The organism is Solidesulfovibrio alcoholivorans DSM 5433 (genome assembly GCF_000702665.1).
Classification (GTDB): Bacteria; Desulfobacterota; Desulfovibrionia; order Desulfovibrionales; family Desulfovibrionaceae; genus Solidesulfovibrio; species Solidesulfovibrio alcoholivorans.
Genome location: NZ_JNJA01000009.1, coordinates 143,878 through 160,453, shown reverse-complemented (window position 1 = coordinate 160,453; position 16,576 = coordinate 143,878). Strand labels below are relative to the sequence as shown.

Here is a 16,576-nt window from a genome sequence, read left to right as displayed (position 1 = left end):
GGGAGCCGGGACATGGCCCGGCCCTTCAAGGAAATCTGGCGCGAGCTCGCGGCCAGCCGCGACTTTTTCGCCGTGCAGGGCCTGCCCGCGCCCGCGCCGGAAACGACGCCCGAAGCCTATTTCGCCGCCCTCGGCGAGGAGGCGCTGACCGAAACGGGTTGCTCCCGCGACGAGCTGTCCGCGCATTTCGCCAGGTTTCTCGACGCCCTGGGGCGCATCGACGCCGCCCCGCCATCGGTAAACTCCCTGAGCGTGCGCGGCGGCACGGACAAGCGCGGCCGCCCCGAAACCCTGGACCTCACCCTCGTCCCCGGCGACGTGGTCGCCCTGGTCGGGCCGACGGGCTCGGGCAAGAGCCGCTTTCTCGCCGACGTCGAATGGCTGGCCGACGCCGACACCCCCACCGGCCGGCGCGTGCTCCTCGACGGCGCGCCCGCCGACGCCGCGCGCCGCCTGTCCCTGTCCGGCCGCCTCGTGGCCCAGCTGTCCCAGAACATGCATTTCGTCATGGACATGGCCGTGGGGCCGTTTCTTGAGGCCCACGCCGAAAGCCGCCTGCTCGCCGACGTCGCCGGGGCCGCCGCCGAGGTGGTCGCCCTGGCCAACGAACTCGCCGGGGAACCGTTCGCTACGGACACGCCCCTGACCGCCCTGTCCGGCGGCCAGAGCCGGGCGCTCATGATCGCCGACGTGGCGCGGCTGTGCGCCTCGCCCGTGGTGCTCGTGGACGAGATCGAAAACGCCGGCATCGACCGGCAGCGGGCCATTTCGCTTCTGACCGGCAGCGGCAAGATCGTCTTCGTCGCCACCCACGACCCGCTGCTCGCGCTGCTTGCGACGCGGCGGCTGGTCTTTTCCGGCGGGGCCGTGGCCCACGTCCTTGAAACCTCGCCGGCCGAGCGCCAGGCCCTTAAGGAACTGGCCGCGCTCGACGCCGTGCTGTCCCGGGCCCGCGAGGACCTGCGCCGGGGCCGCACGGTCGCCACGCAAAAGGAGACAAACTGATGGAACCCGGTTCCCTCGACTGGCCGGTCACGCGCTACCTGGCCCGCCATCCGGCCGGGCGCGACGTGCTCGCCGGCATGGGCGTCGCCGCCGTGGCCGACGCCGAATTCCTGGCCTCGGCTGCGCCCTTTCTGACGCTTCGCACGCTGCTTGCCATGCACGGTCTCACCGCCGAGGCCCTCGCCCGGGCCATGGCTGGGGCCGGCCCCGCAACAGGCATGGTGCCGCTTTTCTGCGATGGCTACCGCGCCGACGGCACCGGGCCGCGCATGTTCTTGAGCCTTCCCTGTCCCCTCAAGGCCCCCATGGGCATCGCCTTGGAGAACCTCAAGGAGCGCCTGGGGCCGGATTTTCCCTGGCCGCGCATCTTCATGGACAGCTGCGGCAAGCACACGCTCAACGATCTTGCCTCGGGCCTCGAAAGCGCCGCGGAAGTGCCGGACCTGATCGTTTCCGCCGGGCTCAACGGCTTTTTGTCCAGGAGCTTCCGCGACCGCTTCGCCGACGGCGGCCTGCTTGCGAAACTGCCCCAGGCCATGCATCCGGCCCTGGCCGACGCCCGCCTTGCCGACCCGCGCGGCGTGTGTCGCATCTACGGCGTCAACCCGCTGGTCATCGCCGTGGTCGCCTCGCGTCTGGGCGGCCTGCCCGTGCCGCGTTCCTTCGACGACCTGCTCGATCCGGCCTATGCCGGCAAGATCGGCCTGTGCGGGCCGCCGGAAACCGCCGGCGACTCCACGCTCCTGCTCAACATCCGCCTGCGCCACGGCTCCGAAGCCGTGGCCGCCCTCGGCCGGGCCATGGTCTGCGACACCCATCCGTCCCAGATCTTCCGCCCCGCGCCGGGGACCAATCCGCCGCCCATCGGCGTCATGCCCTACTTCTTCGCCACCGCCGCGCCGCGCCGCGACGACGTGCATCTCGTCTGGCCCGAAGAAGGCGGGCTCGTCTCTCCGCTCTTCGTCATGGTCAAGGAAACGGCCCTGGCGAGGCTTGCCCCCCTCGTCGAGTTCTTCACCGGGCCGGAAACCGCTGCCATCAGCGCCGGCGCGCTCATTCCGCCCACCTGCCCGGGCGCGCCCTCGGGCCTGCCCGAAGGGGCCAAGGTAGGCTTCATCGGCTGGGACACGCTCGAAGCCAACGACCTCGGCGCGCTCATCGCCGAAGCCGGCGCGACCTTCGCCCAGGCGTACTACGCTTCGCATTAAGGGGAGGGGAGACGCCCCCGGCGGCTGGGGCGCTGCCCCAGACCCTGCCAGGGCGCTGTCCCGGACCCTGCCAGGGCTCTGCCCCGGACCCCGCCGGGGGGAGTCACTCCCCCCGGTCCCCCCGGTCGGCGTCGTGGCGCGGGGGAGACTGCGGGCACCGGATGGGCGGGGGATGCGAAACGAAGATGGAGCCGGAATTTTCCCTGCCGAGCCTGCCGCGACAGCGGCGGCAGCGGCAGGGAAAATTCCGGCCCTGGGCCGTCGCCCTTTCGGGGCGAAGTTTCATGAGTTTTGCTCTTGGAAAGGCTTGGGGCGCAGTGTCGCGTGGTCGGAAGTGGTCGGCGCTCGGAAAGTGGAGCGCATAAATGATGTTGACAATGAGATTCATTATCATTAAATCATGTTCCCATGCGGATGGCACGGCCGTCCGGAAATACGCATCATGGGAGTACGCCATGGGAAAAGCGCTTGTCGTGTTCGGCTCCACCACCGGCAATACCGAAACCGTCGCCGAAGTCGTGGCCAAGGTCCTGGAAGAATCGGGAATGGCCGTTGACCTCAAAAACGCCGCAAAGGTCAAGGCGGCGGGGCTGGCCGAGGGCTACGACCTCGTGGTGTTCGGCTGCTCCACCTGGGGCGACGACGCCATCGAGCTGCAGGAGGATTTCATCCCCCTGTACGACGATCTGGAGGCGGCCGGGCTCGGCGGCCGGAAGGTCGCCGTCTTCGGTTGCGGCGATTCGAGCTATACCCACTTTTGCGGCGCGGTGGACGCCATCGCCGAAAAGGCGGCTTCCTTGGGGGCCAAGGTCATCGATCTGCCGCTCAAGATCGACGGTGAGCCGGACGAGGCCGAGGCCAGGGATTGGGCCAGGGAGGTGTTCCGGAGCGCGGCATAACGCCCCTCGCCTGATGCGGGAGCGGATGGCGAAGGAAAGGGGCCCTGCCGGGAGATGGGGACGGCTTGAAACAAGGAACGATACGGCGCGCGCGGGCAGGCGCGTCGCCTTTGCCGGGCGAATCTCGAAGAGGAACGCCCGCTTGCCTGGAGGCTGTCATGGCTTGTACCAACGGGAAATGTGAACTTTCGGCCAGCGTGCGACAACTGCGCGAGGCCGGCATGGAAGCGCTGGAGCACGGCGACCTTGTAGGAGCCGAGGCTCTGTTGCGTCGTTCCGTGGCGCTTTCGGAAAACGGCGGCGGCGTGGAGACGGCCACGGCCCATTCGGTGTTTCGCCTGGGACTGGCCCTGCACGAGGCCGGCCGCAGCGACGAGGCGGCCGAGGAATTCGAAAAGGCTCTGACCCTGGTCCGCAATCGGGCCGGATGCGGCAGCAAGCTCTACCAGAACATCCTGGGGCATTTCGCCGCGGTTTTGCCCGCGCGGGCTCCCGCCTGGGAGTGTGCGGCTGCCGTGTAGAAACAGCCGGTGAAAGCCCGTTGGCGACGCGCCCCGTCCGGCTTGGCGGTTTCCGGCGGGGCGCGTTTTTTTAAAAAACCCGCATCCTCGTTTCCTTCAGGTACTTCTCTTCCAGCACGTTCCGGATGCGCTTGACGATGTTGCGCCGGATCTCCAGGTCGATGGGCAGGTTGGGGTCCTGGTGCGCTTCGTTGATGCGCGCGCCCACCACGAATTCGATCGAGTCGCTGTCGAGCAGGATTTCGTAGAGCTGCGTGGCCGGATTCTTCTCCCGCGGCACGTCGTCGCGTTCCAGCAGTTGCGCCGTGCGCGTAAGCGTCAGGATGCCTTCGGTCACGAGGTCCACGCCCTCCATTTCCGCCGCCGGCGGTATGTCGCAGCTCGCGCCCTTGGCCGTCAGGCAGTCGCGGATGGGCCGCCCGAGCTCCCGGGACACGATGTTGGCCGTGGTACCGCCGCAGATGATCTTGCGCCCTTCGAAGTCCTCGAGCGCCTCGGCGAATTCCTTGTCGCGGCCGGCAGCGTAGGGCGGGCCGGTCAGGATGATCGTGCGCCGGGGGCGACGCAGGTAGATCACGGCCGCGGTCATGTCGTCGAAAGCCCGCTGGAACGGTTCCTGGCGCAGGCCCTGGGCGAGGATTTTCTGGGAAAGGGCGCGGGCCGAAATCTTCGGGTCCTTGGCCACCTGCTCCAGGGCGAATTCCCGGCAGCCCTTGATGCGCCAGCCCAGGCGCAGCCGCTCGGACCCGAGCCCCGCCTGGGTGATGCCGTCGGAAGTAAATATCAGCCGGTCCCCGGGCCGCAGCGCCATGTCGTAAACCCGGATCACCCGGTCGTTGTAGCGCGGCGAGGAGACCTCCTCGAAGTCCAGGTTGACGGCCAGCCCGTCGCGCACGAGCGTGATCGGCGGGTTGTCCATCTCCACCACGCGCGCCCCGCCGTTGGGGTGGATGTCCACCACGGTGAAGGTGGCGTAGCTGATCTTGCGCACCTGGCACACCGGCAGCGCGTCCATGATGACCTCGGCCGCGCGCACGATGTCCGTGTCGCAGGCCGTGTACTTGAGCGCCATGGTCGCGGTCATGAGCGAGAGGATCGAGGCCTTGACCCCGTGCCCGAGCCCGTCGGAGAGCACGGCGATGGTGCGCCCCTCGTCGGGCAGGCGCAGGGTCTTGAACGCGTCGCCGCAGATATCCTCGCCGTAGCGGTTGCGCTGGGCCGCTTCCACCTCGACGAAGACCTCTTCGCTCGTCATCCGCGCCGCCCTCGCAGTTCTTTTTCGGTCAGGGCGTGCGCCCCGCTGGAAAAGCCTTCGGACAGCGAACGCAGGAGAATCTCGGTGTCGGCCATGTTTTCGCCCAGGCGGCAGGCGATTTCCTGCACGGTCTCGAGGTTCTTGCGGATGATTTCCCGCGCGCGCTGGGCGATTTCCTCGCGGCGCAGCTCCGAGCCCGTGACGTCGAAGATGACGCCGCCGATGACGCTGCGCGGCTCGATGGTGAAGATGGTGACGCTGAACACCCGGTCGTCCTGGCGCAGCGCGTCGCGGTGGATGTCGGTCTCGGTTTCGAGAGCCCGGCGGAACAGGGCGATAAAGGGCACGATCTTTTCGAGCGCCGCCCCTTCCATGCCCGGGCTCGCTTCGAAGGCCATGAGTGTTTCCTCGCCGAAAAGCCGCGCGAAGTGCTCGTTGCACTCGATGATGTGCAGCTTGTTGTCGGCGATGACCACGCCGGCGGGAATGCAGCGCAGCAGCGCATTGGCCTTGCGCGTGGCGCGTTTGCGCAGGAAGTGCACGCACATCGACGGCTCGGCCAGCCCTTCGAGCATGGCCCGCGCCAGTCCACGGCAGGTCTCGTGGCCGCAACCGCCGCAATTGATTTCGTCCTCGGGCGTGAACTTGCCGATCAGCCGCAGTACCTTGACATACTGGTCCTCGCTGTAGACCGGCAGGTCCACGGGGGCGGGGTTCTTGCGCTCGCCGATGGAGACCACGGGTGCGCGCACCGGCGTTTCCGGCAGGGGCTTGACCGCGCGGTTGAAGACGTCGAGCTGGTCGAGCAGGCGCGGCCGGTGGCTGGACACGCACGGCCCGCGCACGCAGCCGCCGACGCAGGCGAGCATTTCCACGAACACCGGGCGCGGCAGCACGTGGTTCTGGATGCCTTGCAACGCGGATTCGATGGTCGGGATGCCGGATAAGGTGGTGAAGCAGACCTGGGTGTTGCCGGCGTAGGCCTTGATGGTGTCGGACATGCCCCCTTCGATGGGGTAGAGCGCGCCCTCCTTGGCCGGATAGGGCATGAACATGTCGGCCGGTCCCGGAACCAGGGCGGCGGGATTGATATTTTCCTGGCGCAGCATGATGCGCAGGTCGGTGAAGGTCATGGCCGCGTCGAGCAGGCCCGGGTGGTTGTCGGCCTCGGTTTTTTTGGCCACGCACGGCCCGAAAAAGACCACGCCGATGTCCTGGCCGTAGTTGCGGCGCAGCAAACGGCAGTGGGACAGCAGCGGCGAGAGCAGCGGCGAGAGGTTGGGCACGAGTTCGGGCATGTAGCCCCGGATGAAGTCCACCGCCGCCGGGCAGGCCGTGGAGAGCATGAGCCGCGGTCCGCCCTGGGCCAGGGTCTGGGCCACAGCGGCCGAGACTTCCTGCGCCCCGAGCGCCGTCTCCGACACCCCGGAAAAGCCCAGCTTGCGCAGGGCCGCGATCATGGCCTGGGGCGAGACGTCGGGGAACTCCGCCACCCAGGACGGGGCCAGGGAAACGTAGGCCGGGCGGCTCGAGCGCAGAAGTTTGAAGACCGCGAACAGGTCGTTGCGCACCTGCTTGGCATGTGCGGGGCAGGCGGCCACGCACTGGCCGCAGGCGATGCACAATTCCGGCACCACCGTCGCCCGTCCCGATTCCACCTGGATCGCCTTGACCGGGCACTGGCGCAGGCAGCGGTAGCAGTCCTGGCATTCGGTCTCGATGGTATAGATGGGGTAGGGCCTGAGCATGCCGCCTCCCTGGGTTGCGGTCTCGGGCAAGCTGGTCAGCATTGTCTGCTTCCTGGAGGCTTTAGGCAAGGGGGAGACACGGAGGGGGAGGGCGTCGTGTCGGGGATTATTGGGAAAGGTGGCGGCTTAAGAGTTCCATCAGGCGCTCGCCGTCGATTTCGCCGTACAACTGGCCGTCGATACGGATGTTCGGCCCCGTGCGGCACTGGTCCTCGCAGCGGCTGCCCGTGAGCACGACGCTATCGGCCAAGCCATGCTCGGCCAGGTATTGCTCGATCATGAGCAGGTGTTTCTTGTTGCCCCGGGCGAAACACGAACTGCCCATGCAAATGACGATTTCATGCTTCATGCGGTTGCGGGCCTTGTTTTGTCCCTTTTTTCACAAGTTAACCGCAAAAAGATCGCCCCGCAAGCAAAATCGCAATATCCTTCCCGGCCGGGGCCGATCGGAAAGGGAATTCAGATCATGGCGACGGCTTCGATTTCCACCACGAAGGCGGCATCGACGAGCCCCGCGACCTTGACGATGGTCGTGGCCGGCCGGATCTCGCCGAAGGCTTCGCCATGGGCCTTGGCCACGGCGTCGAAGTCGGCCATGTCGGTGAGGAAAAGCCGCGTGCGCACCACGTTTGTCAGGTCCGCGCCGGCCTGCGCCAGGGCGTCGCGGATGATTTCCAGGGCTCGGCTGGATTGGGCGTAGGCCCCTTCGGGCACGGAGCCGTCGGCGGCCGCGCCCACCGTCCCGGAAACGTAGACGGTGTTGCCGGCGACCACGGCCCGGCTGTAGCCGAGCAGGGGCTCCCATTTGGAACCGGAGGAAATGTTGCGGCGCTGGGTCATGCATGCTCCTTTGGGGGGAACGCGGCGAAGCGCCGCTGCCTGAACGATAGCCGGGAAGCGCTACGGGCGCAACCGCGCCGTATTTCCAGGGAAACACGGCGCGGCGAGCCCTCGAGCGCCCGCAAGGGCCTTACGCGATACAGGTGCAGACGTATTTGATCTCCAGGTACTCGTCCATGCCGTATTTCGAGCCCTCGCGGCCGATGCCCGACTGCTTGAAACCGCCGAACGGCGCGACCTCGTTGGAGACGAGTCCCGTGTTGTGCCCGACGAGCCCGTATTCCAGGGCCTCGGCCACGCGCCAGGCCCGGCCGGCGTTTTCGGTGTAGAAGTAGGCGGCGAGGCCATATTCGGTGTCGTTGGCCGCCGCCACGACCTCCTCTTCCGTGTCGAAGCGGAAGATCGGCGCCAGGGGGCCGAAGGTCTCCTCGCGTGCCACGCGCATGGCCTGCGTGACGCCCGAAAGGATGGTCGGCTCAAAAAACGTGCCGCCCAGGGCGTGGGGCTTGCCGCCGAGCACCACTCTCGCGCCTTTTTCCAGGGCGTCGGCGATGTGGCTTTGCACCTTTTCCACGGCCCGGGTGTCGATCAGCGGCCCGATGAGCACGTCCGGCTCGGTGCCGCGCCCCACGGGCATGGCGGCCACGGCCGCGGCGAGCCTGGCCGCGAAGGCGTCGTGGATGCCGGACTGCACGTAGAGCCGGTTGGCGCACACGCACGTCTGGCCGGCGTTGCGGTATTTCGAGGCGATGGCTCCGGCCACGGCGGCGTCGAGGTTGGCGTCGTCGAAGACGATGAACGGCGCGTTGCCGCCGAGCTCGAGCGAGATGCGCTTGACCGTTGGGGCGCACTGCGCCATGAGCGCGCGCCCCACTTCCGTGGAGCCGGTGAAGGAGAGCTTGCGCACGACGGGGCTCGCCGTCAGCAACGCACCGATGCGGCTGGAACTGCCCGTGACCACCTGGAGCACCCCGGCCGGGACGCCGGCCTGGACGGCAAGCTCGGCCAGGGCCAGGGCGGTAAACGGCGTCTTGGCCGCCGGGCGCACGATCATGGCGCAGCCGGCGGCGAGCGCCGGCGCGGCCTTGCGCGTGATCATCGCCGCGGGGAAGTTCCAGGGCGTGATCGCCGCGCACACGCCGACCGGCTGCTTGAGCACGAGCAGGCGCTTGTCGGCCGTGGGCGCGGGGATGACGTCGCCGTAGACGCGCCGGGCCTCCTCGGCGAACCATTTGAGAAACGACGCGGCGTAGGCGATTTCGCCCTTGGCCTCGGCGAGCGGCTTGCCCTGCTCGGCGGTGAGCAGGGCCGCGATTGCGGCGGCGTTTGCCACGACAAGCGCGTGCCAGCGCTCGAGCACCGCGGCGCGCTCGGGCGCGGCCTTGGCCGCCCAGGGACGCCAGGCGGCGTCGGCGGCGGCGATGGCGGCCTCGATTTCGGCCTGGCCGAGGTCCGGCATCTGGCCGACGCGGCTGCCGTCGGCGGGATCGGTCACGACGCTGACGCGGCCGTCGGCGGCCTGGATCCACTTGCCGTCCACGAGGCAGGCTTCGCGAAAAAGCGGGCTGTCTTGGGGCTTGGGCACGAGGGCCTCCTTTCGTATGGTTGGCCGGGGCGGACGCGCTCTCGCGCCCGCCCCGGTGCGGTTAGTCGTAGAACGCGGGCGCCTGTTTGACGGATTTCCAGGCCTCGGGGTCGTGGCCGGTCATGACGGTCACGCCGTGGGCATCCTGAAGGTGGCGCATGCGGTTGACGCTGCGCACGGTGTCGCCGGCGTTCCACATGAGCCCGGGCAGGGTGCCGTTTTCCAGGTTGTCGCTGGTGTAGCAGGAATCGGCGGCCAGGAACGTGGGGCCGCTGTTTTGAAGATGGACCAGCGCCGACTGGTGGCCCGGGGTATGGCCGGGGGTGAAGTGCAGGGTGATCGCGCCGTCGCCGTAGAGGTCGAAGCCGTCGTCGCGCCAGCCTTCGAGGATGAGCCAGGGCACGTCCTTGTCGAAGTCCTTCCGGATGTAGGCGAGCTTCATGTAGGGGTCGGGCACGTAGGCGAAGTGCAGTTCGTCGCGCTGGACCACGTACTGGGCGTTGGGGAAATGGCCCACGCCGCCGGCATGGTCCAGGTGCAGGTGGGAGAGGATGACGTAGCGGATGTCTTCCGGCGCGACGCCGACCTTTTGGATCGCGTTGACGCACCACTGGTCCTCGCGCATGACCGGGTCGTAGGCGGCGAGGATCGCGCCCCAGTGCTTTTCCTTGTCGTGCACGGTCTCGTAGGCGTTGCCGGTGTCGAAGAGCACCTTGCCCTTGGGGTGGTCGATGAGCGCGAAGGGCACGGGCACGTCGAAGGGCGCGCCCACGCCCTTGTTGAGCGTGAAGAAGTGCTGCTGGCTTTTGAGGATTCCCGCTTCGAACATGTACATTTTCATGGGGAGCTCCCGGGTTTGTGTTGCGCCGCTTTAATGGTAACGAATCAAAGGTGTTGTCATTGAAAAACACTTCGAGGACGCGACGCTAGAGCGCCTGGCGGTAGATGGCCTCGGCGTCGTCGCGCGTGAGCTTGCGCGGGTTGTTGGCGAGCAGGCGCGTGACCAGGAGCACGGCTTCGGAAAGGGCGGGCACGTGTTCCTCCTTGACGCCGTACGCGGCCAGGTGCTGTGGCACGCGCAGGTCCTCGGCCAGCTCCGTCAGGGCCGTCACGGCCGCGGCCGCGGCCTGGCGGTCGGTGAGCCCGTCCGTGGGCACGCCGAAGAACTGGGCGAGCTTGGCGAAGCGTTTGAGGTTGCCCGTCTGGTTGAAGCGCATCACCGGCACGAGCATGATCGTGTTGGCGATGCCGTGGGGGATGTGGAATTCCGCGCCGATGGGATAGGCGAAGGCGTGCACGGCCGTGACCCCGGCGTTGGCGAAGGCCATGCCCGCGAGCATGGCCCCGCGCAGCATGTTTTCGCGCGCGGCGAGGCTTGCGCCGTTGGCGTAGGCGGTGCGGATGTTGTGGAAGATGCGCTTGATGGCTTCCTTGGCCAGCATGTCCGTGATCGGCGTGGCGTTGATGGAGGTGTAGGCCTCCACGGCGTGGATCAGCGCGTCCATGCCCGTGGCCGCGGTCACGGCCGGGGGCAGGCCGAGGGTCAGCTCGGCGTCGAGCAGGGCGCAGGCCGGGAAGAGGAAGGGGCTGACCACGCCCTTTTTGAGCTTCTCGCCGTGGTCGGACAGGATGACGATGGGCGTGACCTCGCTGCCCGTGCCCGCGGTGGTGGGAACGAGGATGGTCGGCAGGCCCCGGCTCGGCACGAGGTCGATGCCGAAGTACCTGCCGACCGGGCCATCGTTTCGCGCCATCACGGCCGTGATCTTGGCCATATCCAGCGACGAGCCGCCGCCGAGGCCGATGACCAGGTCCGCGCCGCTGGCCCTAAGCGCCGCCAGGGCGTCCTCCACGATTTCGTAGCGCGGGTCGGCCTCGACCTTGTCGAAGACTTCCACGCCGAGGCCCGCGTCGGCGAGCAGCGCCGTCAGCCGCGCGGCGATGCCGGCCTTGACCACGCCGGGATCGGTGACGAGCAGCACGGACGCGCCGCCCAGGCGCTTCACTTCCTCGGGCAGGCGCGCGACGCAGCCGCTGCCCATGACGATGCGGGGCGTGGTGGAGAAGATTTCCGTTTTCATGATAACGACCTCCTTGCAGGGTGTGTGCTTTTGGTGCGGGAGCCGGCACGGCCGGCTCCCGCGCGGTGTGGCGCAGGGTTGGGAGGGGAAGCGCTCAGGACCCGGGGGCTTCGCCGGCCAGTGTGTCGGCTTCGGCGTCCAGCGCCCGCTGAAGGTCCTCGGCCCACAGCGGGGCGGAGGTGGTGTCGCCCCGGAAGAAGTCCATGGCGTAGACGATGAAGCAGGCGACAAGTCCCGCGCCGAAGGCCCAGGCCGCGCCCTTGGAGATGAGGATGCCGGCGACGAGGCCGCCGATGCCGAGGTCCTTGAGACTTTTGGCCTCGCGCGCCCCGATGTAGACCGAGACGAAACCCTGGATGATCATGGTCAGGGAGAGCGCGGCGGGCAGGATGGGCCGGGTCATGGTCACGATGGGCAAAAGCCAGTAGCCCGTGAACGTGCCCCAGCGGAAGGAGCCGATGCCGCCGTAGATGGAATCCATGCTCTCGCGCCCGGTCTTCCAGCGCTCGTAGGTGACCACGGTCATGGCCGCCCAGATGGGGCCGCACATGGAGACGTCGGGGCCCATGACGGACATGACGGCGTTGCGCGCGCCGACGACCAGGTGGGCGCGGTCGGGGTTGTAGTCCACGCGCTCGTCCGGGCGCTTGGCGTCGGCGTCGCGGATGATGCCCTGCGCCTGGACCGCGTCGCCGAAGATGACGATGTAGGCGGCGAGCACCAGGGGGATGGATTTGACGTACATCATGAAAGGCGGCCAGCCGAGCTTGCCCCAGGGCACCCAGTCGGTCCACAGCGTGGCGAAGGCGGGCTGGGAAAAGCCCCACTTGAGCTCGAACGGGGCTTCGCCGACCAAGGGCGCGATGACGATGGCCGCCACGATGGCCGGCAGGATGCCCAGGTTGGACAGCAGCTTGATGGACGCGCTCCGCTTGGACCAGCCGCGAAACGCCGGGTTGTACATCATGAAAAGCGCCACCAGCGCGCAGACGCTGATGGTGATGGGCATACTGTAGAACTTGCCGCCTTCCTTGAAGATGAGCTGGATGGCGGCGATGCCCGCGCCGAGGATGACGCCGGATTTGACGGCGCGGGGAATGAGCCCGATGACCGTGCGCGCAAGCCCGGTCGCGCCGAGAAAGAGGCACCACACGCCGAGCATCAGCTGGAAGGCGATCAGCGCATGCATGCGCTCGGGACCCATGGGGAAGGTGACACAGTAGGCGATCAGCAGCGGAATGGCCGGCGTGACCCAGCCCGGCACCACCGGGTCGCCCAGAAACGAGTGCCAGAGGTAGAGGAAGCCGTTTAAGATGACGATGGCCAGGGCGACCTCGAAAGGCATGCCGAGGGTGTCCTGGAGCACGGGAATGATGGACAGGCAGACCGCGCACATGACCAGTCCCTGGATGTAGTCGGCCCATTCGAAGCGGTAATGCACGAACGGAATGCGCAGTTTGAATTTCCACACGGGGATGTAGGGCGCTTCCAGCGTTGCGGTTCTTCTTTCGCCTGCCATGGAAACCTCCGGTCAAGGGGTTGTTTCGCGTCGCCGGGATGTCACGAGCGGAGCCCGGTGCGGTTGGCTGGCCCTGCATCACGATTCGTGCCAGCCGGCCCGGGTCGGAGCACCGGAGCGGAAGTGAATGGTTACGGCAGGTTATGGTGAGGACGGTGTTTCGGGATGCCCGCGACGAACGCGCCGGGTGATGCAGTGCTGCATCGCCGGAAAAGCGCCAACACGCGATGGGAGTTGCCGAAAAGGGCGGCGGGCCCGCAGGCGCGGCGGTCCGATGCACTGGCGCATCGGCTGATGCCGTGACGCATCAATCCCGGACGATACCCAGGCGACGGGCCTTGCGCACCACCGTGGACTGGTTGACGCCAAGGGATTTGGCCGCGGCCCGGGTCGAGCCGTGCATCATCAGGGCCTGGCGCACGGCCTCGGCTTCGGCGCGCGTAAGCGTTTCGCGAAGCGTCGCGCCCGCGGCCGGGGCATGTGCCGCGCCGCCGCCGTTGCCCGAAAGCGCGCGCAAGGCGTCCTCCCGGGTGATGACGTCGCCCGGGCCGAGCACCACTAGGCGCTCCATGGTGTTTTCGAGCTGGCGCACGTTGCCCGGCCAGTCCCAGGCGGCCAGGGCGTCGCAGGCCTCGGGGTCGATCTGGCGGCCGAGGCCGTACTTGCGGTTGAAGCGCTCGAGAAAGCGGTGGATGAAGTCGAACACGGCCTCGCGCCGCTCGCGCAGGGGCGGCACGACCAGGGGCACGACGCTCAAGCGGTAGAAGAGGTCGCTGCGAAACGTGCCCTGGCGCATCATGGCTTCCAGGTCGCGGTTGGTGGCGGCCATGATGCGCACGTCCACCTCCTTGGCGCGCACGTCGCCCAGGCGCGTGACCTTGCGTTCCTGGAGCGCGCGCAGGAGCTTGGCTTGGAGCCCCAGCGGCAGCTCGCCCACCTCGTCGAGGAAGAGCGTGCCCTGGTGGGCGAGCTCGAACACGCCGGGTTTGCCGGCCTTGTTCGCGCCGGTGAACGCGCCGCTAACGTAGCCGAACAGCTCCGATTCCAGGAGTTGCTCGGGGATGGCCGCGCAGCTCACCTTGACGAACGGGCCTTCGCGGCGCGGGCTGTGGTCGTGGATGAGGCTCGCCACCACTTCCTTGCCGACGCCGGATTCGCCGAGCAAAAGCACCGTGGAATCGACCAGTGCCAGGCGCAGGGCCTGTTCGTGGACTTCCTGCATGCGCTTGGAGCGCACGACGATGCGGCCGCCGCCGCCCATGGCCCCGCGCAGCGAGGCGAGCTCCAGGCGGTAGCGGTCCTTGAGGGCGCTCAGTTTCTCGAGTTCTTCCTGGAGGCGCTGGAGTTCGGTCACGTCGCGCACGTTGGTCACCACCCGCCACAGCGCCCCGGAGGCGTCGTCCACGGGGTTGCCCGTGACCACGATGGTCTTGCCGCCCTTGACCTTCTGGATGATGGTTTCGGATTTGCGCGACTTGAGCACCCGCAGCGTCACGGACTGGTCGTAAAAGCCTTCGCTGACCAGATCGCGCATGTTGCGCCCGAGCACCTCGGACGCGCGGATGCCGGTGATGCGCTCGTAGGCCCGGTTGACGAGGATGGTCGTGCCTTCGCCGTCGGTGATGAAGATGCCGTCGAAAGAGGAGTCGATGACGGCACGCATCTCCCGGGCCAGGATGTGCATGGCGCGCAGCTTGCCGAGCACGGCGTGGCGGTCGCCGGCCTCGCGCAGATGCACCATGCGGGCGGTTTCGTCGCCGCCGCGGGTCGGGTCCGGGATGCGCCAGCGCGCGGCCAGGTAGCGGGATTCGTCGCGCACGGCCAGGGCCACGGCCCCGGGCTCGGCCGGGTCGTCCTCCACGCGGAAGCCGGCCTGGACCAGGGCCTGGCGCAGGGTGCGGCCCCGGCGGCCCTCGTCGCCGAGCACGCAGCGGGCGGCGTCGTTTTGCCAGCGGATCACGCCGTCGTCCTGGCACAGGACAAGGGGTTCGGGAAAACGGCGCAGGGCCCCGGCCCAGGGATCGGCCTCGCCGCGTCCCGGCGCCTGGTCCGGCCCCAGGCGCGAGGCGTCCACGCAGCCCATGAGGCGCGGGCCGTCCACCACGGCCAGAAAGCGGTTTTCGTACCAGGCGATGTCTTCCAGGGGCGTTTGCGGATGCACGGCGCAGATATGGCCGCGCGCGTGCAGCGAGACCGGGTCGGACAGGCTGGCCCCGCCGGCCAGGGCGCGCATGAGGTCGTCGCTGGTGAAGACGGATTCGGGGAAGCCACCGGCGTCGAGGACCGGCGCGCCGCCGATGCCGGTTGCGCGGAAAAGCGCCGCCGCCGCGCGCAGGGTGTCGTCCCGGCGCAGGCTGTGGGCGCTTTGCTGCATCACGTCGTGGACTTTCACGCTCCCACCCCCCGGCCGCGGCCCCAGGTCGCGCGGCGTCTGGCAGAGACCTTTGCGCCTCCATAGCCCCCGGCAAAAGGCGCGGTCAACACGTCGGACGTTTTTGGCGGCGAGGCGGGAGGGGGGCGGCGGCCGCCCCCCCGTGTGCGGGCGGGCTGATTAGTGGGCGTGCCCGGAACCCAGTTCCGTCAGGGAACGGGCCAGGCTGGACAGGCCCGAGGACCGGGCCAGGACAAGGGGTTTGAGGCAGCCTTTGCAGGCTTGTTTGACCAGGGCGCAGGCCTCGTGGCTCACGCAGTCCACGGGGCAGACCACGGCGTCGGCCGCGCCGAGCAGCTCCCAGAGCCGGTGGGCCGATTGCTCCCGGCCGCCGTCGTGGTGCACGAGTTCGCAGCCGAACTTGGCGGCGAGCAGCTTGTAGTGGGAAACCAGGGAGCAGCGGCCGCCCACGTAGAGCACGCGCTTGCCGGCAAGTCCGGCCTGGGCGGCGCGGCATGCGCAGGCCTCGCCGCAGGAGCCTTCGGGCAGGCCGCGTTCCCGGCAGGCGCAACCCGCGTGGTCGACCAGGCTCTCCGGGGCGTCGGCATGGTGTGCGGCATGGGCGGCGTGGGCCGCGGCCGCATCGCCGAGGGCCGTAAACAGCGAGGCCTCCAGGGCCTCCACCTCGCCTTCGCGGTCGGCGAGGTCGCGGCGCAGGCTGGCGGTTTCGGCATGGGCGCGCTCCAGGGCCAGGGCCTGCCGTCCGGCCTCGGCTTCGGTGGCCTCCAGGCGGGCGACGGCGTCGACGAGCTGGGCGCGCAGGTAGTCGCGTTCGCGGCTGACCGCGGCCACGGCGGAGTTTTCGATGGCCTCGCGCAGGGAAATGCGTTCCCGTTCGGCCGCCTGCCGTTTGTTGCGTTCGACGGAAAGCGCCTCCATGGCCTCGCGGCAGCGGCTCTTCCATACGGCCACGGCCTGGCGCAGCACGGCCTTGCTTTCCTCGAGCGCGGCCTCGGCCTCGGCCAGCTTTTCCTCCAGGCGCGTCAGCCGCGCGAGGTCGGCGCGGTTGGCCGCGCCCACGCGGTGGGAGAGCATGTGCACTTCGCCGTAAATATCGCGCAGCAGCGCATCAGGCGCGGTCGGGTGCGACATCATGGCCCAGAAAGGGCCGGGCACGTCGCCGGCGTCGGCGCGCTCGCGCCACATGCGCCTTAGTTCCGCGGGATCGTCCACGCGCAGGAAGGCGCGCAGCTCCTTGCGGAATTTCTTGTCCAGGAAGCGTTGCAGGTATTTGGCCGGCCCGCCCCCGGGCACCTTGGCCTGGCCCACGAGAAAGACGTGGGCGTCGTAGTCCGAGGCGTCCTCGGACACGGGGTCGCCGCATTTGCGGCAGATGCGGCGCAGTTCGGCGACGGTCAGGCAGGTGCCGACGATGGGGCAGGCGTAGTCGGCGTTGTCGTACAGGGTCTTGCGTTGCATGGCTCCTCCCGGGCCGCGGGCGGCCCTTGGGAAGGAGCTTTACTCGAAAATGAAAATCATTGTCA

At 68.4% G+C, this 16,576-nt stretch carries 14 protein-coding genes; 4 read left to right on the top strand and 10 right to left on the bottom strand.

Translation table 11 applies throughout. The features are described 5' to 3' along the window. Positions 1-12 precede the first annotated feature (12 nt). The 4 genes from Q368_RS0115960 to Q368_RS0115945 all read left to right on the top strand — a co-directional run bounded on the left by Q368_RS0115960 (position 13) and on the right by Q368_RS0115945 (position 3,633). Positions 13-1,005, top strand: coding sequence for an ATP-binding cassette domain-containing protein (locus tag Q368_RS0115960; RefSeq protein ID WP_029460059.1), 993 nt, complete (start codon positions 13-15; stop codon positions 1,003-1,005). Then, entirely contained in the window at positions 1,005-2,213 is a 1,209-nt protein-coding gene (locus tag Q368_RS0115955) for an ABC transporter substrate-binding protein (protein ID WP_029460058.1), read from the top strand. The genes Q368_RS0115960 and Q368_RS0115955 overlap by 1 nt, the downstream gene beginning before the upstream one ends. A 455-nt stretch (positions 2,214-2,668) precedes the next feature. Continuing rightward, entirely contained in the window at positions 2,669-3,112 is a 444-nt protein-coding gene (locus Q368_RS0115950; RefSeq protein WP_029460057.1) for a flavodoxin, read from the top strand. Between the two features lie 158 nt (positions 3,113-3,270). Beyond that, positions 3,271-3,633, top strand: coding sequence for a tetratricopeptide repeat protein (locus Q368_RS0115945; RefSeq protein WP_029460056.1), 363 nt, complete (start codon positions 3,271-3,273; stop codon positions 3,631-3,633). A gap of 70 nt (positions 3,634-3,703) precedes the next feature. Here the strand turns inward: Q368_RS0115945 and Q368_RS0115940 are convergent, their stop codons facing one another. The 10 genes from Q368_RS0115940 to Q368_RS0115895 all read right to left on the bottom strand — a co-directional run bounded on the left by Q368_RS0115940 (position 3,704) and on the right by Q368_RS0115895 (position 16,511). Next, positions 3,704-4,888 carry a SpoIIE family protein phosphatase gene (locus tag Q368_RS0115940; protein ID WP_029460055.1) on the bottom strand — a complete coding sequence of 395 codons (1,185 nt, stop codon included), beginning with the start codon at positions 4,886-4,888 and terminating at the stop codon, positions 3,704-3,706. Beyond that, a complete protein-coding gene (locus tag Q368_RS0115935; protein ID WP_245611371.1) occupies positions 4,885-6,678 on the bottom strand; it encodes a [Fe-Fe] hydrogenase large subunit C-terminal domain-containing protein in 1,794 nt (597 codons plus the stop codon). The genes Q368_RS0115940 and Q368_RS0115935 overlap by 4 nt, the downstream gene beginning before the upstream one ends. Before the next feature lie 64 nt (positions 6,679-6,742). Next, entirely contained in the window at positions 6,743-6,985 is a 243-nt protein-coding gene (locus Q368_RS0115930; RefSeq protein ID WP_029460053.1) for a (2Fe-2S) ferredoxin domain-containing protein, read from the bottom strand. Between the two features lie 110 nt (positions 6,986-7,095). Further along, positions 7,096-7,476, bottom strand: coding sequence for a RidA family protein (locus Q368_RS0115925; RefSeq protein ID WP_029460052.1), 381 nt, complete (start codon positions 7,474-7,476; stop codon positions 7,096-7,098). Positions 7,477-7,606: 130 nt separating this feature from the next. Beyond that, positions 7,607-9,061 (bottom strand): NAD-dependent succinate-semialdehyde dehydrogenase, encoded by a 1,455-nt coding sequence (locus Q368_RS0115920; protein ID WP_029460051.1) that lies wholly within the window; start codon positions 9,059-9,061, stop codon positions 7,607-7,609. A 61-nt stretch (positions 9,062-9,122) separates the two neighbouring features. Then, entirely contained in the window at positions 9,123-9,902 is a 780-nt protein-coding gene (locus Q368_RS0115915) for an N-acyl homoserine lactonase family protein (RefSeq protein WP_029460050.1), read from the bottom strand. Positions 9,903-9,987: 85 nt separating this feature from the next. Further along, on the bottom strand, positions 9,988-11,142 hold the full coding sequence (locus Q368_RS0115910; RefSeq protein WP_029460049.1) for an iron-containing alcohol dehydrogenase: 1,155 nt from the start codon (positions 11,140-11,142) through the stop codon (positions 9,988-9,990). 94 nt (positions 11,143-11,236) lie between these two features. Then, complete coding sequence (locus Q368_RS0115905; RefSeq protein WP_029460048.1) at positions 11,237-12,661, bottom strand: solute carrier family 23 protein; 1,425 nt, start codon at positions 12,659-12,661, stop codon at positions 11,237-11,239. A 307-nt stretch (positions 12,662-12,968) separates the two neighbouring features. After that, positions 12,969-15,053, bottom strand: coding sequence for a sigma 54-interacting transcriptional regulator (locus tag Q368_RS0115900; RefSeq protein ID WP_029460047.1), 2,085 nt, complete (start codon positions 15,051-15,053; stop codon positions 12,969-12,971). A gap of 159 nt (positions 15,054-15,212) precedes the next feature. Continuing rightward, positions 15,213-16,511, bottom strand: coding sequence for a DUF2325 domain-containing protein (locus tag Q368_RS0115895; protein ID WP_029460046.1), 1,299 nt, complete (start codon positions 16,509-16,511; stop codon positions 15,213-15,215). Positions 16,512-16,576: the final 65 nt, after the last annotated feature.